The organism is Thioclava sp. ISO4 (assembly GCF_058105145.1).
Window position 1 is genome coordinate 1,259,027 of record NZ_CM176571.1, and the last position, 24,010, is coordinate 1,283,036.

A 24,010-nucleotide genomic window follows, 5' to 3' on the forward strand; every position below is an offset into this window, starting at 1 on the left:
AGGGAGGAAACAATGAAAACCAAGGCAATTAAAGCAGCGCTTCTGCTTGGCACGATGGTAGCGGTCGCAAGCCCTGCCGCAGCCGAATTCCACGACCGCACGATCCGTATTTCCAACGGTGTCGCCGAAAACCACCCGGTGCATAATGGCGTCGATGCGATGCAGCAGTGTCTTGACGACAAGACCGGCGGCAAGATGAAGCTTCAGGCTTACTGGAGCGGTTCGCTTGGCGGCGACCTTCAGGCGACCCAGGCGCTTCGCTCGGGCACGCTCGACGCGGTGGTGACCTCGTCCTCGCCGCTTGTCGGGATCGAACCGGCGCTCGGTGTGTTTGATCTGCCGTTCCTGTTCCAGACCAACGAGGAAGCCTACGCCGTCATGGATGGCGATTTCGGCAAGTTTCTGAATGACAAGCTGGCCGACAAAGGGCTGGTCAACCTCGCCTATTGGGAGAACGGGTTTCGTAACGTGTCGAACTCGAAGCGTCCGATCACCAAGTGGGAAGACCTCAAGGGCATCAAGATCCGCGTGATGCAGAACAATATCTTCCTCGACACTTTCGACAATCTCGGTGCCAACGCGACGCCGATGGCCTTCGGCGAAGTGTTCTCTGCACTGGAGACCGGCGCGATCGATGCACAGGAAAACCCCTATGTCACGATCGACACTTCGAAGTTCTACGAGGTGCAGAAATATATCAGCGAGACGAAGCACGCTTATACGCCCTTCCTCTTCCTGTTCTCGAAGCCGATCTTTGATACGTTCGATCCCGACGAACAGGATGCGCTGCGCACCTGTGCAGTCAAGGGCGGCTCGGTCGAGCGCAACGTGATCCAGGATCTCAACAAGAAATCGCTCGAGAAGATGGAAAAGGCCGGGATCAAGTTCAACAAAGTCTCGCCTGAAGAGCTGGCTCGCATGCGTGAGAAGTCGCAGGTCGTCTACGACAAGCACCGCGACGAAATCGGTGGCGACGTCATCGATCGGGTGCAGAAGACGATCGACGGGCTTCGCTCCGAGAAGAAAGCGAGCAGCAACTGAGGCTGCGTAATGTAGTCTCAAGCTGATCCGCCCATTCCCTCGGGCGGATCAAGAGGCGGGCCATGTCCTCCGGCCCGCCTCTCCCTTTTTGGTCACGACACGGACACGAGGATAGGGCGATGAACACATTCGATCTCTCAGGCAAAACCGCACTGGTCACCGGCTCGTCTCGCGGTCTGGGCAGAACCTTCGCGGAGGCGCTGGCGGCCGCGGGCGCGCACGTGGTGCTCAACGGGTTTGATGCCGCACGGCTCGAGCAGACTCGAAAGGAAATGATCGAACAAGGCTACGACGTGAGCGCCGCGGCCTTCGACGTCTCCGACGAGGCCGCCGTGCGCGCGGCGTTCGAGAGGCTCGACGCGGAGGGGCGCACCCCGGACATTCTGGTGAACAATGCCGGTATCCAGTTGCGCCGTCCGATGTTGGAACTGAGCGCGGCGGACTGGCAGCGCGTGCTCGATACCAACCTGACCTCTGCATTCCTTTGTGGCCGCGAAGCAGCTTCGCGGATGATCGCGAAAGGGGGCGGCAAAATCATCAATATCGGCTCGCTGATGAGCGACCTCGCCCGCGTCACGGTCGCGCCCTACACGGTCGCCAAAGGGGGCGTCAAAATGCTGACGCGGTCGATGGCGGCGGAGTGGGCCGGCTCGAACATTCAAGCGAACGCCATCGGACCCGGCTACATGATGACCGACATGACGCGCCCGCTTCAGGAAGATCAGGATTTCGACAGCTGGGTCCGCGGGCGCACACCCGCCGGGCGCTGGGGAAAGCCCGAGGAATTGCAGGGCGCGGTGGTATTTCTCGCCTCGTCGGCCTCGGATTTCGTGAACGGACAAATCCTCTACATCGACGGCGGCATGACGGCGGTTCTTTGAAACCGCGCGCATTGAACGAAGGGTCTCTGCGACGCCGTTCTGCGTCGGGCCCGGTGACGAATTAACAAGGAGACATCATGACCTTCACCCCGCACGGACAACACCTGATCGCCGGCGAATGGATCGGCACCGACAAAACGTTCTCTTCCGACCCAGCCCATGGGCCGAGCCATGAGTTCTGCGTCGGCACGGTCGAGATGGTGAACGCGGCCTGCGAGGCAGCCGAGGAGGCATTCTGGGACTACGGTTATTCGAGCCGTGAGACCCGCGCCAAGTTCCTCGAGACTATCGCCGACGAGATCGACGCCCGCAGCGAGGCGATCACCGAGATCGGCACGCAGGAAAGCGGTTTGCCCGAGGCGCGCCTGAATGGCGAGCGCGGGCGCACCGTGGGCCAGCTGCGTCTCTTTGCGAGCCACATCCGCAACGGTGACTATCTCGACCGCCGCCATGACGAGGCACTCCCCGATCGCCAGCCGCTGCCGCGCCCGGATCTGCGGATGATGCAGCGTCCGATCGGTCCGGTCGCGGTCTTCGGCGCGTCGAACTTCCCGCTGGCGTTTTCGACGGCCGGCGGCGACACCGCCGCCGCGCTGGCCGCAGGCTGCCCGGTCGTCGTGAAGGGCCATTCCGCCCATCCCGGCACCGGCGAAATCGTGGCCGAGGCGATCATGGCCGCAGCCGAGAAATGCAACATGCCCAAGGGCGTCTTCAGCGTGATCCAGGGCGGACGCCGCGATGTGGGTCGAGGGCTCGTGCAGCACCCGCTGATCAAGGCCGTGGGCTTCACTGGTAGCTTGGGCGGTGGTCGTGCGCTGTTCGATCTGTGTGCGCAGCGCCCCGAGCCGATCCCGTTCTTTGGCGAGCTGGGCTCGGTCAACCCGATGTTCCTGCTGCCCGAGGCCGCAAAGGCGCGCGGCGCCGAGATCGGCACCGGCTGGGCAGGCTCGCTGACGATGGGCGCGGGCCAGTTCTGCACCAATCCGGGCATCGCCGTGGTCGAGGAGGGCCCCGCAGGCGACGCTTTTGTCGCCGCCGCGAAGGAGGCGCTGTCGGCCTCCGGCCCGCAGGTCATGCTGACGGACGGCATTGCGCAGGCCTATCGAGACGGCAAGGACCGGTTCGATACGCGAAACTCCGTGACCCCGGTGCTGACGACCGAGCAGGAAGGCCGCAACGCCTCCCCGAACCTCTACGAGACGAGCGCCGAGAACTACCTGCAGGATCATGCGCTTGGCGAGGAAGTCTTCGGGCCGCTCGGTCTTGTCGTCAGGGTCTCGGACCCCGCGCAGATGGTCGATCTTGCGAAGGGCTTCGAGGGTCAGCTGACCGCGACGATGCATCTCGATGACGGCGATGCGGAGCTTGCCCGCAAGCTGCTGCCGGTGCTCGAGCGCAAGGCGGGCCGCGTGATGGCCAACGGATTCCCGACCGGCGTGGAAGTCGGCGATGCGATGGTCCATGGCGGGCCCTATCCGGCGTCCACGAACTTCGGCGCGACCAGCGTCGGCACGCTCTCGATCCGGCGCTTCCTGCGCCCGGTCTGCTACCAGAACATCCCCGAGGGCGTGCTGCCCGCGGACCTTGCGTGAGTTTCGTCGGCTTTCGTTTCAGGCAGAACGATGAACAGCCTGAAGTGGTCGCTTAAGCTACACGCTCTTGAGGATGTTGCTGCGTTTGGGAGGCCTTCGATTTTTGGTCGGGCGAAGTCCTTCCCGGGGGGGCGAACTATGGTGCCCCCCGCGTGCCGCCTTTTTTGAGCATAAGCCGAAGCTGCCGCGCCGGCCCGCAATCCAGCCGTTCAGGAAAGCTAGCTATAGTCTGTCATATAGCTAGCTTTTCCCGACAGACCCCCGGCGCCGTTTTTCGCACCGGTCTCCTGCCCGTTTTTTCAGGTCACCAACTTATCCTCGAGCGAGAGCCAAGGAAGAGAAGAGGTGATCCATGAGCTATCAGTTTGTCCATATCGAATGTTACTCGGCCGCCCCGCGCAAGGTTAAGGGGGCGCCTGAGCAGGTGAATACGGCCGAGCAGGTCTTTGGCGAGGCGATGCGGGTGCCACGCTATTCGCGCCATGTTGCGGAGCCGAAAGCGCCAATCAAGCTTGACGGCACGACGACGCTCAAAAAGCTCGAGGCGCTCTGGGCCAAGAAGGTGGAGACGATCCGTGAGACCGTGAAAAGTGCGAAAGGCACGAGCTATCAGCGTCGGCTGCGTCGGGATGCGGCGACGCTCTATGCGGAAGTCCATTCGCATCCGATGACCGCCGCGGCCTTAAGGGACGACTGGGAGCGCCATAAACGAGAGATTCTCAGCTGGGCGGAAAGGGTGCTCACGCATTTCGAAGCGCGTATGCCGCAGGGCGTGGAGTGGGTGGCGGTGCTGCATGTCGACGAGGCGCAGGTCCATCTCCACATTCTCGCAGTCAATGCCGAAGACCCGAAACTTGATGCAAACAAACTACATGCGGGCAAGCGCGCAGCCGCGGAGGTGCGCGCCTCCCGCGAGGTCCCTTCAGCCATCGTCTCTCTCCCGCGCCCTGCTCCCAGGCCGCTTCCGCCGAGACCGCGCAAACGGGCTCTCGGAAAACGACCGAAGACCATCGCGCGCAACAAGGAGCATAATGCCGCGCGTCTCGAGGCTTGGCGCTCGGACTGTCGCACCGTGCGCGCCGACAATGCCGCGGCACTTGCAAGGTGGGAGGACGCGAACCGCGCTCATCTGAAGGCGGCTCGAAAACTGCGGGGTGAGGTTCCGGAAATGGTCGCCTACCGTGCGGCCATGCGTCAGTTCCAGGACAATTACCACCGGGCGGTCGGAGAGCACTGCGGGCTCTTGCGTGACGGGCCGCGAAAAGCGCGGCTAACGACGAAACAACATGCCGCGCGCAAGGCGATCGCGGAGCAGATGCGAGTGCAGTCTGCGGAGCTCGACCGAAGAACTCTCGAGTTTGCGCAAAAGCAAGCCGCCCTGCGTGAGGTCATCGCAGCACTTGCCGAAGGCCGTGCTGAAATCTTCAGAGGGGACGTCGTGATGGAAGATATGCCTGCCTCCCTCAAGGAACTCGGTGAGAAGAAGGAGGATTGGATGATCCAAGCTGTTCTCGATCTCCTAGTGCGTGCAGGGGAGGCCGGTGTTGGTGCGCTGCAGCTGTCGCGCGATGAGGAGATTGACGGACCGGGAATGGGGTGATCCTGGGCGCTTGCTGCAAGATACCCTCGGCCCGCCAAGGGGAACCATGCAAACTCGCGTTGCCTTCCTGGAAGAGGCTCTCAAATGGAGCTTTTGAACGTTGGCGCGGTGCCCTATGCTCCTCCTAGTGACTAAGCGAGCCCGAAATGCAGACGAACGGCAAAACTCAAGATCCGACGCAGATCGCCGCTGTTGCGCTGAAAGCTTTTGCACGCGTCGCCGCGTCCTGGGGTCTCAGCGAGAAAGAGGCCGCCGGCCTCGCGGATATGTCCGAAAGCGAGTGGACGCGTGCCAAGAAGCCTGATTTCGCGGGCGACCTGACCAGAGATCAGCTCCTGCGCCTGAGCGCGGTGGTGGGCATCTACGAGGCGCTCGAGCTCTATTTTTCCGAGCCGCTCGCGAGAAGCTGGTTCGCGCGGCCGAATGCAGGTCCATTGTTTGATGGCCGTAAGGCTCCGGGGCGGACCGTCTTTCGGACTTGAGGCAGGCGGCGTAGGTCCGGAGCTATGTCCGACCATAGATACAGACCCGAAATTGAGATCCTTTCTGTCACCGATACCGGGCGCCGTCGGCGTTGGACGGATGAAGAGAAGGTGCGCATCGTTGAAGAAAGCTTTGGCGGTAGAGGGCGTGTCGCCGAGACAGCCCGACGTCATGATATTGGCCGCACCCTGCTGGTGCGCTGGCGTCGCCAATACCGCGAAGGCAGGCTGACGAGCGGCGATGCACGACCGCAGTTCACACCGTTGGCCATCGCCGCTCCTGAGGGAGCTGAGGATCAAGGCGGACCGTTTGCACCGGTTCCGACGCCAGAGACAGCCGAGGTCCTGATGGCAGATATTACCCTCGCGAATGGCCGTCGCCTGTCTGTGGCGGCCACGATTGACCCGATGGTGCTGGCGCGCCTCGTGCAAGCCCTGGATCCGTCATGATCGCGTTCCCGGCGGGGGTGCGCGTCTGGATCGCGGGCGGAGTGACTGACATGCGGCGCGGTATGAACACCTTGGCGTTGACGGTGCAGCAGGGTCTGGGGCGCGATCCGCATGCCGGCGAGATCTTCTGCTTTCGCGGGCGCAAGGGCGACCTGGTCAAGCTTCTCTGGCACGACGGGGTGGGCATGTCGCTCTATACCAAGCGGCTGGAGGCGGGGAAGTTCATCTGGCCGACCAGTGGAAGCGGCGAGGCGGTGCAGATCTCCGCGGCCCAGCTCGGTTATCTTCTGGAGGGGATCGACTGGCGCAATCCACGCTGGACCCAACGCCCTGCAAAGGCGGGATAAATTGGCCTCATCGACCCTATTTGCATGGGCTTTCCGATGCCGGCATGGTAGGTCTTGGCCATGTCGAACAACGCTTCCGAGATTGCCAGATTGCGCGCCGCGCTCGCGGCCTCCGAGGCCCGTGCCGAGGCCGCCGAGAGCGAGCTAGCGCAGACCCGGGCGGTGGTCTCGACCTCCGAGGCGATGATCAAGCATCTCCGGCTCGAGATCGCCAAGCTCCGACGCGAGCAATACGGCCACAGCTCGGAACGCCGCGCCCGACTGATCGACCAGATGGAATTGCAGCTCGAGGAACTCGAAGCCGCGGCCACCGAAGACGAGATTGCCGCCGAGAAGCTGGCGAAGACCACGATCGTCGCGGGGCTCAAACGTCGCCGCCCGGCGCGCAAGCCTTTCCCGGAGCATCTGCCGCGCGAGCGCGTGGTGATCGCGGCGCCCACGGCCTGTTCCTGCTGCGGCTCGGATCGCATCGTGAAGATGGGGGAAGACGTCACCGAGACGTTGGAGGTGATCCCGCGGCAGTGGAAGGTGATCCAGACCGTCCGCGAGAAGTTCACCTGCCGGACCTGCGAGAAGATCAGCCAACCGCCGGCGCCCTTCCACGCCACGCCGCGCGGATGGGCTGGCCCGAACCTGCTGGCGACGATCCTCTTTGAGAAGTTCGGACAGCATCAGCCGCTCAATCGCCAGGCCGAACGCTATGCCCGGGAAGGCGTCGATCTCAGCCTGTCGACGCTCGCCGACCAGGTTGGCGCCTGCGCCGCCGCGCTGGAGCCGATCCATGCGTTGATCGGTGCCCATGTTCTGGATGGCGACCGCTTGCATGGCGACGATACGACAGTGCCGCTGTTGGCGAAGGGCGGGACAAAAACCGCCCGGCTCTGGACCTATGTCAGGGATGACCGACCCTTCGGCGGCGGGGCTCCACCTGCCGCGCTGTTCCAGTTCTCCCGCGACCGAGGAATGACCAACCCGAACCGGCATCTCGCCGGATGGCAGGGTATCCTGCAAGCCGATGCCTATGGGGGCTACAACGACCTCTACCGCGCCGACCGTGACCCGGGGCCGGTCGAGTCTGCGCTATGCTGGAGCCACGCCCGGCGCAAGTTCTTCGAGCTCGCCGATATCAAGGGGAACGCCCGGAAGGGCAAGCCGGCCCATGACATCTCCCCCGTCGCGCTGGAGGCCGTGGCCCGTATCGACGCGATCTTCGGCATCGAGCGCGGAATCAACGGGCTGACGGCTGCAAAACGGCAGGCGGCCAGGCACCAGCTGTCCCGGCCTCTGGTCGAGGAGCTTCATGACTGGCTGCGTGCCGAGCGCGACCGGCTGTCGAAGCACAACCCGGTCGCCAAGGCGATCGACTACATGTTCAAGGCGGAGCGCTGGCCAGCCTTTACCGGGTTCCTCGAGGACGGCAGGATCTGCCTGACGAACAATGCCGCGGAGCGGGCGCTGCGCGGCATCGCCCTTGGCCGCAAGTCCTGGCTCTTCGCTGGCTCCGAGCGCGGCGGGGACCGCGCCGCCTTCATGTATTCCCTGATCGTCACCGCCAAGATGAACGATGTCGACCCTCAGGCCTGGCTCGCCGATGTCCTCGTCCGGTTGCCTGGCACGACCGCCTCCCGGGTGCCGGATCTATTGCCCTGGAACTGGGCCCGGGCTGAGCAAAGGATAGCCGCATGACCCTGATCGCCCGCCTCCGGATCATCCTGAACGACGTCGACCCGCAGCCGATGCGCCATATCGAGGTGCCGCTGAAGATCAGGCTCGACCGGCTGCATGCGGTCATACAGGCTGCCATGGGCTGGACAGATACCCACCTCTACGAGTTCCGCGCCGGTGATGCCGGTTGGGGCGTGCCCGACCCGGACGGGTTCTACGACGGCCCCATGGACGCGAAGAAGACGACGTTGGAAAAGGTGCTCGAGGACACCGGTGCCAGGACGATCCAGTATATCTATGACTTCGGCGATGACTGGGACCACAGCATCCGTATCGAGCGGGTCTACGAGGCCATCCCCGGCATGATCTACCCACGGCTTCTCAAGGCGACCGGTGCCTGTCCACCCGAGGACGTCGGCGGTGCCTGGGGCTACGAGGAGTTCCTCGAAGCCCTCGCCGATCCCGATCACGAGCAACACGAGGACATGCTCCACTGGTCCGGTGGGGACTTCGACGCCGAAGATGCCGGGATCGACAGCATCCTTGAACGCTTCAACCGGCTTGCCAAGAAATGGGCCCCGCGGGCCCGCAAACCCAAAGCCCCCAAGGGCACGACCTGAGAATTGCTCCCATGTGCGGTCCACGCCGGATGGTTACTGATGGCCGCTGTCCGGTCGAGGCAGCCATCGAGGGTGGCCTGCCGCAGATCCTCGCGATCCGGACCTATCTCGACGATCTGCTGGAAGGCGCATGAGCACCGCCCTTGACGACGCTATATTCATTCCGAGCGTTTACTGAGCAAGTGCCAAGGGAAACGGGCAGGAGCTCTGCAAGTGCCTGGCGACCTCGTGAACCTTCTGAGGAGAGAGCCCCATCTCGCTCACGAAGGAGTTCTGAAGCTCCAGTGGGACTTCGGAAAAGAATGCGAAGACGGGGCCGATGGCGCGTTTTGCGGCATCGATATCCGAGATGCTCTGGGCGAGTTGATGAGCGGACAAGTTCGCACGATAGGGTGCGTTAACCGTTCCAAGAACAAGGGACGCGATCTGCGACATTGCCCCACTTATTCTCATCATCCTCAGGCAACGCGCCCGAGATCTCATGAGATAATATATGTTCCTGTGGCTGCCTGCATCAATATCGCAACGATCTGACAGGTCACCAGTTAGGCAGATCGGCGCGATAGTGATATACTTCTAGAGGTAAGCTTTTCGGTGGAGAAATGAATGGCCATCGATTTCTGGTTCGCGATTGGCAGCACCTACACCTATTTCCCGGTTATGCGCCTAGACACTGTCGAAGCTCAAACCGGTATCCGCTTCAATTGGCGTCCATTCAACTTGCGACGGGTGCTGGTCTCGATGAACAGCGTCCCCTATGCTGACAAGCCCGCGAAACTCGCCTACATGTGGCGCGAAATCGAACGCCGTGCCAAGGGCTTCGGGCTCACGGTCTCCATGCCTCCTCCTTACATGATTGACGACCTCGTGCGCGCTAACCGCATCGCGCTCCTCGGCCTGAAGGAGGGCTGGGGCAAGACTTATATTCGTGCCAGCTATCGGCGCTGGTTCGTCGAGGGCCAGGATGCCGGCGCTGAACCCAACTTTTCGGAAAGCCTGCGGGAGGCGGGTCAGAACCCGAAAGAGGCGCTCGCCTGCGCCGATGCCCCAGAGATAGCTGAAGCTTTGGAACGCGACACCGACGAGGCGTTATCGCTGGGTCTCTTCGGCGCCCCCAACTTTGTCGTAGGAAAAGAGATTTTCTGGGGACACGATCGGCTCGAAGATGCCATTGCCTGGCACCAGCAGTCGAGCTGATACGGCCAGCAATCTGCGTTCAGTTCAGGCGCCGAAAATGCGCATTGTGCTCGGGCCGCCCCTAGGGCCAAAGCCGCCGCTCGGATATGGAGCGGATGGCAAAACAGCTCCGCGCGCAGGGGGCGCAATGTCCACCGTGGTTGCGATCCTCGCAAGGACAGTCGTTCAAACAGGGGGTGCTCGTTTTGCTGTATTTCATAAACCCCGCTTCCAAAACATATCAATGGCTTACGGCGGGGTGGGGGTGCTCGATAAATGGTATGTCACAGCGCGAACCGCGCACCCCTATGCATATTATCGAGCACCTGCACGCGCGGTGTTTTGCCTGCTCGATAATATGCATTCCGAGCTGAAAGGCAGTTTATCGAGCACCAGGGAGAGCGAGTTGCGCGCGTGCTCTCTCGCGGATTTCTTCAATCGCCGTTCTTCTCAGTTCCGGCAACCTTCTCGAAGCACAAATCCGATCGAACGACGGAGGAAGCTTGTCGAGCGGCCCCGCGAGCCGTCGCACTGATGGCTCAAGGACAGCGGCGCGCTGATAATCAAACTGGAAAATCCAGGAGGGTTTGACCAAACCGGCCCCCGCAACCTTCCGCGATCGATTGATCTTTTCGGCTATGCCGTCATTGCAGGTTCAATTGTGTGATCATCCGTTCCAGCCGTTCCATCGCGCGCACGCCGTCCTCGATATCGGGCACATTGCGGCTCTCGCCCTGCAGCACCGCCGCCGCATCGGAGAGGAGCGCCGCGTAGCCTTTGTGATCTTCATTCGCGGCCGCCGTGAAGTTCGGTCGCCAGCTCAAGGTGTCGCAGGTTGGATCGAGCATTGCCCTTGGATCGTCGGCCTTGAAGGGCGGATCGCGATAGAGCGCCACATCGATGATATTGTCGACATGCAGGCGCGTGTGATCGCCCATGATGCGGATCTCTTCCATCGGGGTCCCGCGCGATTGCACGGTGCCCATGACGATATTGCCGATCACGCCGGCCTGCGTCGTGAAATTGAGGTGTAGCAAAAGTTTGCCTGGTGCGGGAGAGACGTGGCGCACCTGCATGTCGCCGAAATCGTCCCCCGCGAACCATGGGATCAGGTCCATGTAATGCACGCAGTGATGCAGGAAGAAGCCGGTGTAGTCGGGCTCGCCCTGAAAATAGGTCGGGGCGGTCATGTAGGCTCCGGTGATCCCGAGAACGGGGCCGAACTCCCCATGATCGAGGACGTTCTTTGCGATCTTGTTGCCGGTCGAGTAGCGCTTCATGAAGCCGACGATGACCGGTTTTTTCGCGGCCTGCGCGGCACGTGCGATCTCCCGGGCGCCTTCGGCGGTGGCGGCGGGAGGTTTCTCCATGAAAACCGGCAACCCGCGTTTGAGCGCGGCCAGCGTCGCCATCCGGTGAAGCTCCGGCCCCACGGCCATGCCAATCGCGTCAAGTCCAGGCGTGGAGATCATTTCCTCGAAGTCGGAGAACAGTGCGGTGACACCGTATTCCTCGCCGGTGCGGGTCAACGCCGCTGCATCGCGATCACAGAGCGCCGCGATGCGGATGTCGTTGCGCCCGAGTTGAGGTAGCAGCATTTGGCGCGCATGGCGCCCACAGCCGATCCAGCCGATCTTCATCATTGGTCTACCTCCGCGAGCGTCAGCGAATTGCGGATCACGCCCAGACCGGCGCGCAACTTGTCGGACTCATCTTCGCGCGGCGCGCGCCATTGCGCGATGGGGAGAGCGATGCGGTCATCGGCCCGCCGGAACGGCTCGAGAGATATCGGCCCGTCGTAGCTCACTTGGTGCAGGGCACGCATGATCGCGGTCCAGTCGAGATGCCCGGTGCCGGGATGCCCACGGTGATTCTCATTGGCTTGGAAATGCGCGATGCGGGGCCCCGCCAGTCGGATCGCATCGGCGATCGAGCGGTCTTCCATGTTCATATGGAAAGTGTCGAGCATCAGCTGGCAACCCGGATCATTGACCGCGTCGACCAGCTCGACCGCCTGACGGGTGGTGTTGAGGATATCCGTTTCGAACCGGTTCAGGGCCTCGACTGCAAGAACCACACCCGCCGAACGTGCCAACGGCGCCACCTGCGAAAAACCCTCGATAGTGCGATCGGCGCGGGCCGCGATCTGGTCATCGCTGCGCGGGCAGGGTGGACGCCCCGCGAAGACCATCGGTTCCCCGTAGAGCGGGCCGCCGACGATGCCGACGCCCAATTCGGCCGCGACCTCCACGCAGAACTTCAGATAATCGAGGCCACCTTTCACATTCTCAGGGTCATCGGATGCGATGGAGCGTTGCGGATTGACCCGCGCCGCCAGCACCAGCGAAATACCTGCATCGGAAGCTGCGGCTTTGACATCGGCCAGCGGCAGATCGTCCTCTGGTTCGGGCACCAGTAGCTCGACGAAGTCGAAGCCAAGCTCCGCAGCATGGGCGAAATAGTGCAGGTCCTTGCCGGTGAATGGCCGGGTGAACTGCATTGAGATGATACCAATCGGGTTTTTCAAGATATGTCCTTTCTAGCCTTTCACGGCGCCTTGCGTGAGGCCGGAGATCAGGCGTTTCTGAACGATGAGGAAGAGCACGGTCGCGGGCAACGCGCCGACGATCCCACCCGCCGTCAGCAAGCCCCATTGCACCTCGTATTCGCCGATGAGTGTCTGCACGGCGACGGTGATCGTGCGCACGTCGCGTCCACCGAGGGTGAGGGCGTAGAGATACTCGTTCCAAGCGGTGATGAAGATGTAGATACCGGTGGCGATAATGCCGGGCAGGCACAGAGGTAGCACGACGCGGCGCAGCGCTTGCAGGCGGGTGCAGCCATCGGTCATTGCCGCCTCGTCGAGCGAGCGGGGGATGCCGTTCATGTAGCTGACCATCATCCAGATCGAGAAGGGGATCGCGACGGTCGAATTGGCGATGATCAGCGCGAGGTGGGTGTCGAGCAGGTGCAGCCGGCGCATGAAGACGAAGAGCGGCAGGATCAGAAGCACCAGCGGGAACATGTTGATGAGCAGGAATTGCAGCATCAGGATCCGCTTGCCCCGGAAGTTGAAGCGCGAGAAGGCGTAGGCCGCCGTGATCGAGAGCGAGAGGCCCACGACGACGGTGCCCGCCGCGACGATGAAGCTGTCGAGAAGGTTCTTCCCGAAGCCCACCGTTTCGAAGAGGCGCGTGTAGTTCTCGATCGTAGCGTTCCAGATCGAAGGGCCTTGCGTGAACAGTGTCGATTGCGGGCTGAGCGAAGTGATCAGCATCCACAGGTAGGGGCCGAGCGTGAAGGTGAGAACCGCCAGCATCGGCAGTTCGACGACCAGAAAGCGGTTGAGGCGGGAGCGTTTGCGCAGGCTCATGAGGACACCGCCTTTCCGGTCCGGCGCAGATAGAAGACCACGACGACCATCAGCATGGCTGTGAACAGGACCGCGACCGCCGAGCCGTAGCCGAAATCGAGGTTCGTGCGGGCCTTGATGAACGCGTAGAGCGGGAGCGTGTAGGTCGAGTAGCCGGGGCCACCGCCGGTCATCACGAAGATCACGTCGAAGCTGTTGGCCACCCAGATCAGCCTGAGCAGGACCGCGGTCGCCATCACTCCAGAAATGCCGGGCAGGGTGATGTGCCAGAATTGGCGCCAGGTCGACGCGCCGTCGATCGATGCAGCCTCGTAATAGCTGCGCGGGATCGATTGCAGCCCGGCAAGGATCATCACCGCGAAGAAAGGAAAGCCTTGCCATGTCAGCGTGACAATGATCGCGCCGAGGGCGGTCTTCGGATCGGCAAGCCACGGGATCGCCTTCTGGATAAGACCGACCCGAAGCAGGAACTCGTTGGCGATGCCGTAATTGCTGTCGTAGATCCAGACCCACATCAGGGCGATCACGACAGAGGGCAGCGCCCAGGGGATGATCACCAATGCGCGGGCCAACGGGCGCCACGGAAACTCCTGGTTCAGAAGGAGGGCGGTGATCAGTCCCAACAACAATTGCGCGGGGATAGTCGCTGCCATCCAGATCGCGGTGTGGCGCAGCGATATCCAGAAAACCTCATCGTTCAGCGCGGCCTTGAAATTCTTCAGCCCGACGAAGTCGAAGGCATTCGGTCGGAACAGCACGTAATCGTGCAGGCTCATCCATGCGGTTTGCAGCATCGGCAGGAAGACGATGGCCAATGTTACCAGCACGGCTGGCGACAGCATCGCGTAGGGCAGCACGCGACGGCCCAGCCCACGCCGCGGCGGGGAGGTGGAAAGCTCTGGTCTTGTCATGTTCGAAGCCAATCAGGGCAGGTTTGGATAAGGGCGCGCACGAAGGATGCGCGCGCGCCCCGGCTGCGTCGGCGGGATCAGTCGCCGTTATAGAGTTTGGCGATTTCCTCGTTCATCTGCTTGGGCGTGATCTCCCCGGTCAGAACCCTTTGCATCGCGGTGGGCCAGACGGTGTTCACGAAGTCCGAGGTTTGAGAAACGTTCGGATAGAGATGCGCGAAGGGTAGCGAGTCCACCGTGGCCTGAACGAAGCGTTTGGGCTGGAGCGTCCAGCTGTCCGCATCCGATTTCACGACTGGCAGCTGGCCGGTCGCCTCGTTGAACTTGGCGTTGTTTCCGGGGCTCGAGAGGAACGAGATCCACTTCCAGGCTGCCTCCTTGTCCTCTGCGCCTGAGAAGATTGCGGTGCTCTCGTCACCGAATGCCGTCCAGCGTCCACCGCCACATTCGGGCACCGGCACTGCCGAGACTTTGTCGCCAAGAGCCTCGACCATGCCATTGGCCGAGCCGATATGGTGGATCGTCATCGCGGTCTTGCCCGCCTTGAACGCACCGATGATCTCCGAGAAGCCGTCATTGGGAGCCGACGGCGGGAAGACGTGATCCTTGCGGAACAGGTCCTGCACGAATTGCGTGCCCGCGATGCCTGCATCCGAGGTCAGACCTTTGGTCAGGCTTACGCCCTCACGGCCGAGGGTGAAGCTCGCCCATTGGTCCTGGCCACCCTTGGCGCCGCGAAAGCCGAAGCCATAGACGTCGGGTGTTCCGTCGCCATTGGTGTCGCGAGTGAGCTTCTTGGCGTCTTCCTCGAACTCCGCGCAGGTTTGCGGAGGGGTCAGGCCCAGCTCCTTGAACATGTCGGTGCGGTAGTAGAGGTAGAGGATCACGTATTGGATCGGCAGGTAATAATGCTCACCATCTGCCGCTTGCGTAAGTTTGAAGAGGTTCTCGTCGATCTGCGACTTGCCGGCCCACTTCGAGAGCTGATCGTCGATCGGTTCTAGCGCGCCCATCTCGATCAGGCGCGGTTAGGCAAACATCTTGACCATCGCCGCGTCGGGTGCATTGCCCCCGATAATTGCGGTGTAAAGCTGGTCGTAATAGCTGTTCCACGGCACGTTTTGAGCATCAATCTTGATGCCGGGGTTTTCCTTTTCGAATTTCGCGACCAAGCCGCTCATCGGGTTGTCGGCATTGTCGAAGTGATACCAGAAATGCACTGTGCTGTCGGCATGCGCGATCCCGGCCGCCATGGCCAGAATCGAGGCAAGTCCGAAGGTTTTGATCCGTTTCATCTTTCTCCTCCCTTGGGTTGACCGTTCTCCTCAGACGGTCTGTTGAAATACCTCGCCCACACGAGCGAAGGCCGCGCGGGCCTCGGGCAGGATGCTGCCCATCTGCATGAAGCCGTGAACGACGCCTTCGATGCGGTCATAAGGATCGTTGCGCCCCAACCCGTGAAGGCGCGCCGCGAGCTGGTCGCTGTCCGAGCATAACGGGTCGATCTCGGCGGCGTTCAGGTAGAGCGGTGGCAGGGCACGCAGAGCTGCATCATCCGCAGCCAACGGTGAGACCGTCGCCTCTTTTCGGTCTCCGGCGGGGCAATACCAATCCCAATAGCGTTGCATCTTGTCGCGTGTCAGGCCCGGCCCCGCGGCATAGGTGCGGTAGGAATCTGTCTCGAAATCCGCGCCGTAGACGCCGTAGAAAAGAAGTCCCATTTGCGGCAGATCGGTCTCCGCCGAGATCCTGCGCAGCATCAGTGCCATCGCGAGGTTCGCCCCGGCGCTGTCGCCCGCAATACTCCAATGCCGGGTCCTGTCTCGCGCCTCCCAGGCCGCCTCGACGTCATCGAGCCCGGCCGGAAAGGGATTTTCCGGGGCCAGACGATAATCGAAGGTCAGCACCGGGCAGCCACAGGCAAGCGCGAGCCGGCGCGCTGCGCCTTCGTGGGTTAGCGCAGAGCAAAACGCCCAGCCGCCCCCATGCACATGCAAGATCGCGTGACGCCCGTCGTCGTTCGGCGGCGTCACCAGCCGCGCGGGCAGCCCACCGATCAGCACCGTGCGCGCCTCCATCGGAGGCAGGTCGGCGTTCCAGCGGGCATTGGTCATTTCGGCGAGTGCGCGCCCGAGACGCGGCGCCATCAGCGTGGGATCGCCCAGACCGGCATCCTCTTGTGCGAGGCGTTCAAGCACCGGTTCCATCGAGGCGCTGAGGCGTGTCATGACTGCTCTCCGGCATCGCTCGCGCGCAGATCGGGGCCGAAATCCACAATCGTGGTGATGTGGTGATCAAGCAGTTGCCGCAGATGTTCTACGTCGCCTTGAGCCAGAGCCGCGATGATCGGAACATGCCGTTCAGCAGTCTCTTCCAGCGCACGATTGGGTTGCGAATTCAGAATCTTGTAGCGGTGGTTGTGGATCAGGCACCGGCTGAGGATGGGGGTGACCAGCGGCAGATCGGCCGCGGCAAAGAGCCGTGCGTGAAATCCGCGGTCATGGGTCGAAAGCCGGTATTCATCGCCGTCGCGCGCGGCGTTGCGCATCGCGTCCAGCCTTGCGCGCAACTCGCCAAGCAAGGCGGCGTCGGTGCGAGCCATCACCCGGTCGAGATGGTTGCATTCTATTCCGCGGCGGATCTCCAGTAGGGCGCGCGCGTCATCAGCAGCACAGGGGGCCACATGCGTCCCCCGGTTGGGCAGCCGGTTGACCAGCCCTTCTTCGTTCAGCCGCATCAACGCTTCGCGAATCGTGCCTTGGCTGCAGCCGAACCGTTGCGCGAGATCTAGTTCCGTCAACGCGCTTGAGGGCAGCAAGGTGCCCAATACGATTTCCTGCTGCAGAGCCTCGAAGACCTGGTGGCTGCGGCGGCCCGAGGGGCGGACTGTGCCGCCGGTCGACGTGAACGTATCAAAACTTTCCGCGGCCATTCGTTTTCCCAATTTCGTGGCTTGCCTCAGATTATCATTATCGATAACATGCAAATTATCGATAATGCAAGCGCATTTCGAACGGGAGGAGGCAACGCGCCATGGCAGAGATTTCGTTACGCAAGATCGTCAAGGATTACGGGGCCGTGCGGGCCATGCACGGTGTGGATCTGGACGTCGCCGACGGAGAGTTCGTCGCATTTGTCGGCCCTTCGGGCTGCGGCAAGTCCACCTTGCTGAGAATGATCGCGGGGCTCGAAGAAATCTCCGATGGCGAGTTGTCGATCGGCGGTCGCGTTGTCAATGAACTCGAGCCGCGCGATCGCGATGTGGCGATGGTTTTTCAGGATTACGCGCTCTATCCGCATATGACGATCCGCGCCAATATCGGTTTCGGCCTCAAGATGCGTGGTTTCAAAGCGGCTGAGATCAACGAGCGGGTCGAGCGCGCGGCGGGCATCTTGCAAATTGCCGATTTCCTCGATCGCAAACCCGGTCAACTTTCCGGTGGCCAGAGGCAGCGCGTCGCGATGGGACGCGCCATCGTTCGCGAGCCGTCGGTCTTTCTGTTCGACGAGCCTTTGTCGAACCTCGATGCCAAGCTGCGGGTCGAGATGCGCACCCAGATCAAACGACTTCACGCGATGCTGCGCACGACGATGATCTACGTCACCCATGATCAGACCGAGGCGATGACGCTTGCAGATCGCGTCGTGGTGCTGCGGGGAGGTCATATCGTGCAGCAGGGTGCTCCGATGGAACTATATTCCAACCCTGAGACACGTTTCGTAGGAGAGTTCATCGGCTCGCCGCAAATGAACATCATGTCGGGAATCCTGGATCGGTCCGGAGACGTTCCGCAGTTGCGTCTGGGGGATCAAGCGATGCCGCTGGGCGCGGTCGCGGCAGCAGACGGGGCTCGCATCGATGTGGGCGTTCGCCCTGAGCATCTGACCCTGGCCGGGCAGGGGGCTGAGATGATCCGGGCCGTGCCCGAAGTGTTCGAGCCGCTCGGATCGGACCTGATGGCGATCTGCAGCTTCAGTGCGCATGAACTGACAGCGCGACTCGAGCCGAATTCCCGCCTGACGGCTGGCACGCCGATCCCTCTTAGCTACGCTATGGAGAATTTGCATTACTTCGATGCTGAAACCGGGAAGAGGCTGGCGACTGTTTGAAGCTCCGATTTTCGTGTTGGTTGGCTGTCGTGAGCAGTTCGTAACGCCTTGATTTTTAAAGAATTCCCTTGCTCCGATCTATCGGGATGAGAGAGGCGGGTCCGATAGATGGTTTTGACAAGATTGCTCTCTCGCTGTGCGGATCTTCAGGAAGGATGACAGCAAGCGCTTAATTGCCCCTCTGGAGAAAGGGGTGCCCAAGCTTAAGCTTCTTCGAGGCTGCGGCGCCGGCTGATAGCAGCCTCTGTCTTAAATTCGATGGACGACCAAAGGCGGAAGTTCACGGATGCTATAATATCTTGACCTCACTCTTGCCGAGGCGCGACCTCGAAAAGATCAGTGTGATCGTCCTGAATGCGGTCGATCTGATCGAGGATGCGCGACAGGTGATCGCGCATCGCCTGTGTCGCGCAGTCGAGGTCGCGGCTTTCGAGCGCGCTCAGGATCTTCACGTGATCGTCGAACGCATCGCGCGAGGCGAAAGACAGCGACAGCATCCGCACGCGGTCCATGTGCCCCTTGTTCTCGGCGATCAGTTCCCATGTGAAGCCGAGCCCGGCACGGGTGCAGATCTCGCGATGAAACTGATCGTCCAGTTCGTGGAATTTGGTCTTCTCACCCTTTTCCATTGCGGCACGCTGTTGCTCGATCAGATCGCGCAACGCCGCGAGATCCTCATCGGTCAATGCGGCGACCGCGACGCGCACAGTTTCAACCTCGAGCGCGTTGCGAATGAAGCGCGCCTGCAGCACCGCTTCGCGTGAAATCAGCGAGACCGTCGTCGCACGCTGAGGTCGAATCACAAGAAATCCGAGCTTCGACAAACGGTAGAAGGCATCGCGCACCGGCTGGCGCGAAACCCCCATCTGCTTGGCGACCTCCACTTCTGAGAGCTTGGTGCCCGGTGGCAGGGATAGCCCCAGAACCTGTTGGCGCAAATGTTCGAAAACGACATCGGAAACCGACATGCGTGCGTTCTGATCAAGCTGGGTCAAAGGCAGGGGCGCGGGCATCGGAACTCCTCGTTGACGGTCCGGGTATTCTAGCATATTAGTTTATTAGTTCGGTGGTAGTCCACCTAAGAAAATAGCTACAGGGGGAGCGATAGACCATGGCGCTGTTGAATAAAGATCGCCTGCTGCCAGCGGATCCGGGGGTTCGTGCCCTTGCGCGCGATCTCTATGACACGATCAAGGACGCCCCGATCATCTCGCCCCACGGCCATACCGATCCGCGCTGGTATGCGCAGAACGAAGCCTTTCCCGATCCCGCCCAGCTTTTCGTGACGCCCGATCACTATGTGTTCCGGATGCTTCACAGCCAAGGCGTGCCGCTGGAAGCGCTTGGCGTGCCGCGCGTCGATGGCGGCGAGACGGAAACCGATGGCCGCAAGATCTGGCGGCTGTTCGCGGAGCATTACCACCTGTTCCGCGCCACGCCCTCGCGGATCTGGCTGGACCATGCGTTCGAGACGATCTTCGGCTTCACCGAGCGGCTCAGCGCCGACACCGCGGACATGTATTACGATCGCATTTCGGAGGCGCTTCAGCGCCCGGAGATGCGCCCGCGCGCTTTGTTTGATCAGTTCAATATCGAGGTGATCGCGACTACCGAAAGCCCGCTCGACGATCTGAAATGGCACCGGATGATCCGCGAAAGCGGGTGGGGCGGGCGCGTGATCACCGCCTATCGCCCCGATCCGGTGGTCGATCCCGATTTCGAAGGCTTCGCGCAGAATGTCGAGACGTTCTGTCAGCTTGGCGGGCAGTCGGGCACATCCTTCGCGGCCTATCTGGACGCCCATCGCGACCGGCGCGCCTATTTCGCCTCTTTCGGGGCGACCTCGACCGACCACGGTCATCCGAGTGCCGCGACGCTCAATCTGGATCGCGCCGCGGTAGAGGCGCTCTATGACAAGGTGCTCGCGGGGCAAGCGGACGCGGCGGAGCGCGAGGCATTCCGCGCCCAGATGCTGACCGAGATGGCGAAGCTGTCCTGCGAGGACGGTCTGGTGATGCAGATCCATCCCGGCTCGTCGCGCAACCATTCCGACCCTATCCTAGCCCGCTTCGGGCGCGACAAGGGCTGCGATATCCCGACGCGCACCGATTATGTCGCAGCCCTCAAACCGCTTCTCGATGCGGTGGGGCAGGACCCCGAGCTGCGCGTCATTCTGTTCACGCTCGACGAGACGACTTATGCGCGCGAACTGGCGCCGCTGGCGGGTGTCTATCCCTGTCTGCGCCTTGGTCCCGCGTGGTGGTTCCATGACAGTTTCGAGGGCATGTGGCGCTACCGCGAGATGACCACCGAAACCGCGGGTTTCTACAACACGGTCGGCTTCAACGACGACACCCGTGCCTATTTGTCGATCCCCGCGCGCCATGACGTCGCGCGCCGGGTCGATGCCGGATTCCTTGCCAACTTGGTCGCCACCGGGCGGCTGACGGAGGAGGAAGCTTCTGAGGTCATTCATGACCTCACACACAGGCTTGCACGCCAAGCCTACAAGCTCTGATTGAGCACTTTCTGGGAGGAGAGAAGTAATGAAGAAGACACTGACACCTATCGCTGCGCTGCTGATTTCGGCCGCCAGCGTCACGACCGCGTCGGCCTGCGACATGACCCTGCGCTCGTCGGACACCCACCCCGACGGCTACCCGACCGTCGAGGCGGTGAAATCGATGGCCAAGGAGGTCGAGGCGAAGACCGATGGCCGGATCTGCATCGAGGTCTACCCGTCCGCGCAGCTGGGCGAGGAGAAGGATACGATCGAGCAGACCCAGCTGGGCGTGATCGACATGGTGCGCGCCTCGTTCGGCACGTTCAACGACATCGTTCCGGAAACGCAGCTGTTCTCGCTGCCCTACCTGTTCCGTTCGGTCGAACATCAGCACCACGTTCTCGACGGCCCGATCGGCGCCGAAGTCGGCAAGGCGTTCGAGGCACATGATCTGGTGCAGCTGGCCAATTACGACGCCGGTTCGCGCAGCTTCTACAACTCCGAGCATCCGATCAAATCGATCGACGATCTTCAGGGCATGAAGTTCCGCGTCATGCAAAACGACGTGTTCGTCGACATGATGAAGGCGATCGGGGCCAATGCCACGCCGATGCCCTATGGCGAGGTCTACTCCTCGATCCAGACCGGCGTCATCGACGGTGCGGAGAACAACTGGCCCTCCTATGACAGCTCGGGCCATTACGAGGTCGCGCCCTATTACACGCAGGACCAGCACCTCATGGTTCCGGAACTGGTGGCGATGTCGCTCACGACCTGGAACAAGCTGAGCCCCGAAGACCAGAAGGTCATCAAGGCTGCTGCGAAGAACTCGGAAACGCTCGAGCGCAAGCTCTGGGCCGAGCAGGAAAAGAAATCCGAGGACAAGGTCGAAGCGGCTGGCGTCAAAGTCGTGAAGGACATCGACAAGCAGCCCTTCATCGACGCGATGAAGCCGGTCTACGACAAATACGTGACCACGCCCGAAGCGAAGGATCTGGTGGCACGCATTCAAGCGACCGAGTGATCTGACCCATCGACCCCCGCCCATAGGGGCGGGGTCACATTCTTTCCGTGGAGTTCCCTCCGATGCGCAACGTTGTGGAAAAACTGGCCGTCTGGACCGGCTGGTTGGGCCGCGCTGCCCTATGGCTATCAGGGATCGGGCTGGTGCTGATGACGGCTTTCGTCTTCGCCCAGGTCTTTTACCGCTACGTCCTCGGCTCAAGCCTGTTCTGGGCCGAACCGGCCAGTGTGATCCTGATGGGTTGGTTCATCTTTCTCGGCGCGGCTGTCGGCATCCGGGAGGGCTACCACCTCAGCTTCGACGTGCTGCTTTTCGTGCTGCCCGAAAAGGTGCGCCTGACCTTCTTCTCGATCTCGGACCTCGTTGTCGCGGCTTTCGGTTTCGGGATGCTCAAATACGGCTGGGAGCTGGCTGACAAGATGGCCGCCACGACGATTTCGGGGCTCGGCGTTTCCGGGGCCTTCCGCTTCGTGCCGGTCGCGGCGGGCGGAGCGCTGCTGATGATCTTCTGCGCCGAGCGCATCCTGCGCCGGCTCGCGGGTCTGTCTACGTCGCGGTTCGGCGACGATCACGACGCGGCGGAGCTCGAGGGCGAAGCTGTAACTGGCGAAGGGAACTGAGCTCATGGAACTCTGGATCTTGTTCGGGACCTTTACCGTCCTTCTGCTGATCGGAACGCCGGTCGCATTCTGTCTCGGCGTGGCCTCCTTTGCGACAGTCACCTATCTCGGGCTTCCCCCGGTGGTGGTGTTCCAGCGTCTGAATTCCGGCGTCTCGGTCTTTGCGCTGATGGCGATCCCGTTCTTCATCTATGCCGGTGACCTGATGGTGCGCGGCGATATCGCGCGGCGGTTGGTCGCGCTGGCGGGCGCCTTGGTGGGGCATATGCGCGGCGGGCTGGGGCAGGTGAACATCCTCGCCTCGGTGATGTTCGGCGGCGTGTCGGGCTCGGCTGCGGCGGATGCCTCGGCAGTGGGCGGCCTGATGGTGCCGCAGATGCGCGAACGAGGTTACGGCGCGGATTACGGCGTGAACATCACCGTCACGGCGGCGATCATCGCGCTGATGCTACCGCCCAGCCATAACATGATCATCTATTCGATCTCGGCAGGCGGGAAGATCTCGATCGCCGACCTGTTCACCGCCGGGATTATTCCGGGTCTGGTGCTTGCGCTGTCGCTGATGACCGCCGCCTATTTCGTCGCCAAACGCCGCGGCTACCCGACCGAACCGTTTCCCGGTCGCAGGGCCCTCGGGCGGTTGTTCTGGAATGCGATGCCCGGTCTGATCATGATCCTGATCATCTTCGGCGGCGTGCGCTCGGGCATTTTTACCGCCTCTGAAAGCTCCAATATCGCGGTGGTCTACGCGCTTCTGGTGACCGTCTTCCTGTATCGCACGATGAAGCTGTCGGATTTCATCGAAGCGACCAAGGGCGCGGTGCGCACGACGGCGATGGTGCTGATGGTGATCGGCTGCGCGGCCTCCTTCGGCTGGCTGCTGGCCTATCTGCAAGTGCCGGCCAAGCTGATCAATCTGCTCGAGAATTTCTCGCATAATCCGATCGTCATCCTGCTGCTGATCAACCTGTTGCTGCTGGTGCTGGGCACGTTCATGGACATGTCGCCGCTGATCGTGATCACCACGCCGATCTTCCTGCCCGTGGCTCAGGCCTTCGGCGTCGATCCGGTGCAGTTCGGGGTGATCCTCGTGCTCAACCTCGGGATCGGTCTCTGCACGCCGCCGGTCGGTGCGGTGCTGTTCGTCGGCTGCGCAGTGGGCCGGGTGCCGATCACGACGGTGATGAAATCGATCTGGCCGTTCTATTTCGCGACCTTCGCCACGCTGATGCTGGTGACCTACATCCCGGCGCTTTCGCTCTGGCTGCCGTCGGTCTTCCACTGAGAGGAGTTTTCGCATGAGCTATCCGATCGCCTATCCCGATGAGGGCATCGCCCGTCAGGTGCTGACCGAAAACGAGCAGATGATGCTGGTCTCGGTTCGCTTCAAGGCCGGGGCAGAGGGCGCGCTCCACTCCCATCCTCACGTGCAGGCCACCTACTGCACCTCCGGCGAATTTCGCTTTGTCCTCGATGGTGCGGAGCACGTGCTGCGCGCCGGGGACAGCCTGATGATACCGTCCGGCGCCGAACACGGCTGTGTCTGCGTCGAAGCGGGGGAGCTGCTCGACTGCTTTACCCCGCGCCGCGACGACTTTTTGTGAAAGGACATTCA

Annotated in this window: 24 protein-coding genes and 1 pseudogene; 16 read left to right on the plus strand and 9 right to left on the minus strand. The window is 62.0% G+C overall.

Features of this window, described 5'->3' with window-relative positions:
- Positions 1-12 precede the first annotated feature (12 nt).
- The 9 genes from AC2TZ7_RS06360 to AC2TZ7_RS06400 all read left to right on the plus strand — a co-directional run bounded on the left by AC2TZ7_RS06360 (position 13) and on the right by AC2TZ7_RS06400 (position 8,678).
- Positions 13-1,041 (plus strand): TRAP transporter substrate-binding protein, encoded by a 1,029-nt coding sequence (locus AC2TZ7_RS06360; protein ID WP_078545523.1) that lies wholly within the window; start codon positions 13-15, stop codon positions 1,039-1,041.
- Positions 1,042-1,160: 119 nt separating this feature from the next.
- Positions 1,161-1,922: an SDR family oxidoreductase gene (locus AC2TZ7_RS06365; RefSeq protein WP_078604208.1), complete on the plus strand. Its 762-nt coding sequence runs from the start codon at positions 1,161-1,163 to the stop codon at positions 1,920-1,922.
- 77 nt (positions 1,923-1,999) lie between these two features.
- Positions 2,000-3,514, plus strand: coding sequence for an aldehyde dehydrogenase (NADP(+)) (locus tag AC2TZ7_RS06370; RefSeq protein ID WP_489866282.1), 1,515 nt, complete (start codon positions 2,000-2,002; stop codon positions 3,512-3,514).
- 352 nt (positions 3,515-3,866) lie between these two features.
- Positions 3,867-5,114, plus strand: coding sequence for a Mob protein (locus AC2TZ7_RS06375; RefSeq protein WP_489866283.1), 1,248 nt, complete (start codon positions 3,867-3,869; stop codon positions 5,112-5,114).
- A gap of 146 nt (positions 5,115-5,260) precedes the next feature.
- Positions 5,261-5,596, plus strand: coding sequence for an antitoxin Xre-like helix-turn-helix domain-containing protein (locus AC2TZ7_RS06380; protein ID WP_489866284.1), 336 nt, complete (start codon positions 5,261-5,263; stop codon positions 5,594-5,596).
- Between the two features lie 24 nt (positions 5,597-5,620).
- A complete protein-coding gene (tnpA, locus tag AC2TZ7_RS06385) occupies positions 5,621-6,046 on the plus strand; it encodes an IS66-like element accessory protein TnpA (protein WP_489864689.1) in 426 nt (141 codons plus the stop codon).
- On the plus strand, positions 6,043-6,393 hold the full coding sequence (gene tnpB, locus AC2TZ7_RS06390) for an IS66 family insertion sequence element accessory protein TnpB (protein ID WP_009803441.1): 351 nt from the start codon (positions 6,043-6,045) through the stop codon (positions 6,391-6,393). Before tnpA ends, tnpB begins: the two co-directional genes overlap by 4 nt.
- Before the next feature lie 60 nt (positions 6,394-6,453).
- Positions 6,454-8,079: an IS66 family transposase gene (gene tnpC, locus AC2TZ7_RS06395; RefSeq protein ID WP_489864353.1), complete on the plus strand. Its 1,626-nt coding sequence runs from the start codon at positions 6,454-6,456 to the stop codon at positions 8,077-8,079.
- Positions 8,076-8,678 (plus strand): plasmid pRiA4b ORF-3 family protein, encoded by a 603-nt coding sequence (locus AC2TZ7_RS06400; RefSeq protein ID WP_098410084.1) that lies wholly within the window; start codon positions 8,076-8,078, stop codon positions 8,676-8,678. The genes tnpC and AC2TZ7_RS06400 overlap by 4 nt, the downstream gene beginning before the upstream one ends.
- A gap of 171 nt (positions 8,679-8,849) precedes the next feature.
- On the opposite strand, the gene AC2TZ7_RS06405 is transcribed toward AC2TZ7_RS06400, so the two are convergent.
- The gene (locus AC2TZ7_RS06405) at positions 8,850-9,113 is read right to left on the minus strand and encodes a hypothetical protein (RefSeq protein WP_489866285.1); all 264 of its coding nucleotides are present in this window, start codon (positions 9,111-9,113) and stop codon (positions 8,850-8,852) included.
- 171 nt (positions 9,114-9,284) lie between these two features.
- Here AC2TZ7_RS06405 and AC2TZ7_RS06410 point away from each other — a divergent pair, with 171 nt between their 5' ends.
- Positions 9,285-9,875, plus strand: coding sequence for a 2-hydroxychromene-2-carboxylate isomerase (locus tag AC2TZ7_RS06410; protein ID WP_489866286.1), 591 nt, complete (start codon positions 9,285-9,287; stop codon positions 9,873-9,875).
- Between the two features lie 623 nt (positions 9,876-10,498).
- On the opposite strand, the gene AC2TZ7_RS06415 is transcribed toward AC2TZ7_RS06410, so the two are convergent.
- From AC2TZ7_RS06415 to AC2TZ7_RS06445, 7 genes and pseudogenes are all read right to left on the minus strand, one after another.
- Positions 10,499-11,497: a Gfo/Idh/MocA family protein gene (locus AC2TZ7_RS06415; RefSeq protein WP_489866287.1), complete on the minus strand. Its 999-nt coding sequence runs from the start codon at positions 11,495-11,497 to the stop codon at positions 10,499-10,501.
- Complete coding sequence (locus AC2TZ7_RS06420; protein ID WP_088725798.1) at positions 11,494-12,381, minus strand: sugar phosphate isomerase/epimerase family protein; 888 nt, start codon at positions 12,379-12,381, stop codon at positions 11,494-11,496. The genes AC2TZ7_RS06415 and AC2TZ7_RS06420 overlap by 4 nt, the downstream gene beginning before the upstream one ends.
- Before the next feature lie 12 nt (positions 12,382-12,393).
- Complete coding sequence (locus AC2TZ7_RS06425) at positions 12,394-13,227, minus strand: carbohydrate ABC transporter permease (RefSeq protein WP_078540075.1); 834 nt, start codon at positions 13,225-13,227, stop codon at positions 12,394-12,396.
- Positions 13,224-14,138 (minus strand): carbohydrate ABC transporter permease, encoded by a 915-nt coding sequence (locus tag AC2TZ7_RS06430; RefSeq protein ID WP_088725796.1) that lies wholly within the window; start codon positions 14,136-14,138, stop codon positions 13,224-13,226. The genes AC2TZ7_RS06425 and AC2TZ7_RS06430 overlap by 4 nt, the downstream gene beginning before the upstream one ends.
- A gap of 77 nt (positions 14,139-14,215) precedes the next feature.
- Positions 14,216-15,433 (minus strand): annotated as a pseudogene (locus AC2TZ7_RS06435) (ABC transporter substrate-binding protein).
- A 30-nt stretch (positions 15,434-15,463) separates the two neighbouring features.
- Positions 15,464-16,366: an alpha/beta hydrolase gene (locus AC2TZ7_RS06440; RefSeq protein WP_489866288.1), complete on the minus strand. Its 903-nt coding sequence runs from the start codon at positions 16,364-16,366 to the stop codon at positions 15,464-15,466.
- Positions 16,363-17,070, minus strand: a complete 708-nt coding sequence (locus tag AC2TZ7_RS06445) for a GntR family transcriptional regulator (protein WP_489866289.1) — start codon at positions 17,068-17,070, stop codon at positions 16,363-16,365. Before AC2TZ7_RS06445 ends, AC2TZ7_RS06440 begins: the two co-directional genes overlap by 4 nt.
- A gap of 101 nt (positions 17,071-17,171) precedes the next feature.
- Between AC2TZ7_RS06445 and AC2TZ7_RS06450 the strand changes: the two genes are divergently transcribed.
- Entirely contained in the window at positions 17,172-18,248 is a 1,077-nt protein-coding gene (locus tag AC2TZ7_RS06450; protein ID WP_489866290.1) for an ABC transporter ATP-binding protein, read from the plus strand.
- A 305-nt stretch (positions 18,249-18,553) separates the two neighbouring features.
- Here the strand turns inward: AC2TZ7_RS06450 and AC2TZ7_RS06455 are convergent, their stop codons facing one another.
- Positions 18,554-19,261, minus strand: coding sequence for a GntR family transcriptional regulator (locus AC2TZ7_RS06455; RefSeq protein WP_489866291.1), 708 nt, complete (start codon positions 19,259-19,261; stop codon positions 18,554-18,556).
- Positions 19,262-19,359: 98 nt separating this feature from the next.
- On the opposite strand from AC2TZ7_RS06455, the gene uxaC reads away from it, so the two are divergent.
- From uxaC to AC2TZ7_RS06480, 5 genes are all read left to right on the plus strand, one after another.
- The gene (uxaC, locus tag AC2TZ7_RS06460) at positions 19,360-20,766 is read left to right on the plus strand and encodes a glucuronate isomerase (protein ID WP_489866292.1); all 1,407 of its coding nucleotides are present in this window, start codon (positions 19,360-19,362) and stop codon (positions 20,764-20,766) included.
- Positions 20,767-20,794: 28 nt separating this feature from the next.
- Positions 20,795-21,775 (plus strand): TRAP transporter substrate-binding protein, encoded by a 981-nt coding sequence (locus AC2TZ7_RS06465; RefSeq protein WP_078540067.1) that lies wholly within the window; start codon positions 20,795-20,797, stop codon positions 21,773-21,775.
- 62 nt (positions 21,776-21,837) lie between these two features.
- A complete protein-coding gene (locus AC2TZ7_RS06470; protein ID WP_078540066.1) occupies positions 21,838-22,395 on the plus strand; it encodes a TRAP transporter small permease in 558 nt (185 codons plus the stop codon).
- 4 nt (positions 22,396-22,399) lie between these two features.
- A complete protein-coding gene (locus AC2TZ7_RS06475; protein WP_078540065.1) occupies positions 22,400-23,680 on the plus strand; it encodes a TRAP transporter large permease in 1,281 nt (426 codons plus the stop codon).
- 13 nt (positions 23,681-23,693) lie between these two features.
- Complete coding sequence (locus AC2TZ7_RS06480; RefSeq protein WP_489866293.1) at positions 23,694-23,999, plus strand: cupin domain-containing protein; 306 nt, start codon at positions 23,694-23,696, stop codon at positions 23,997-23,999.
- Positions 24,000-24,010 lie beyond the last annotated feature (11 nt).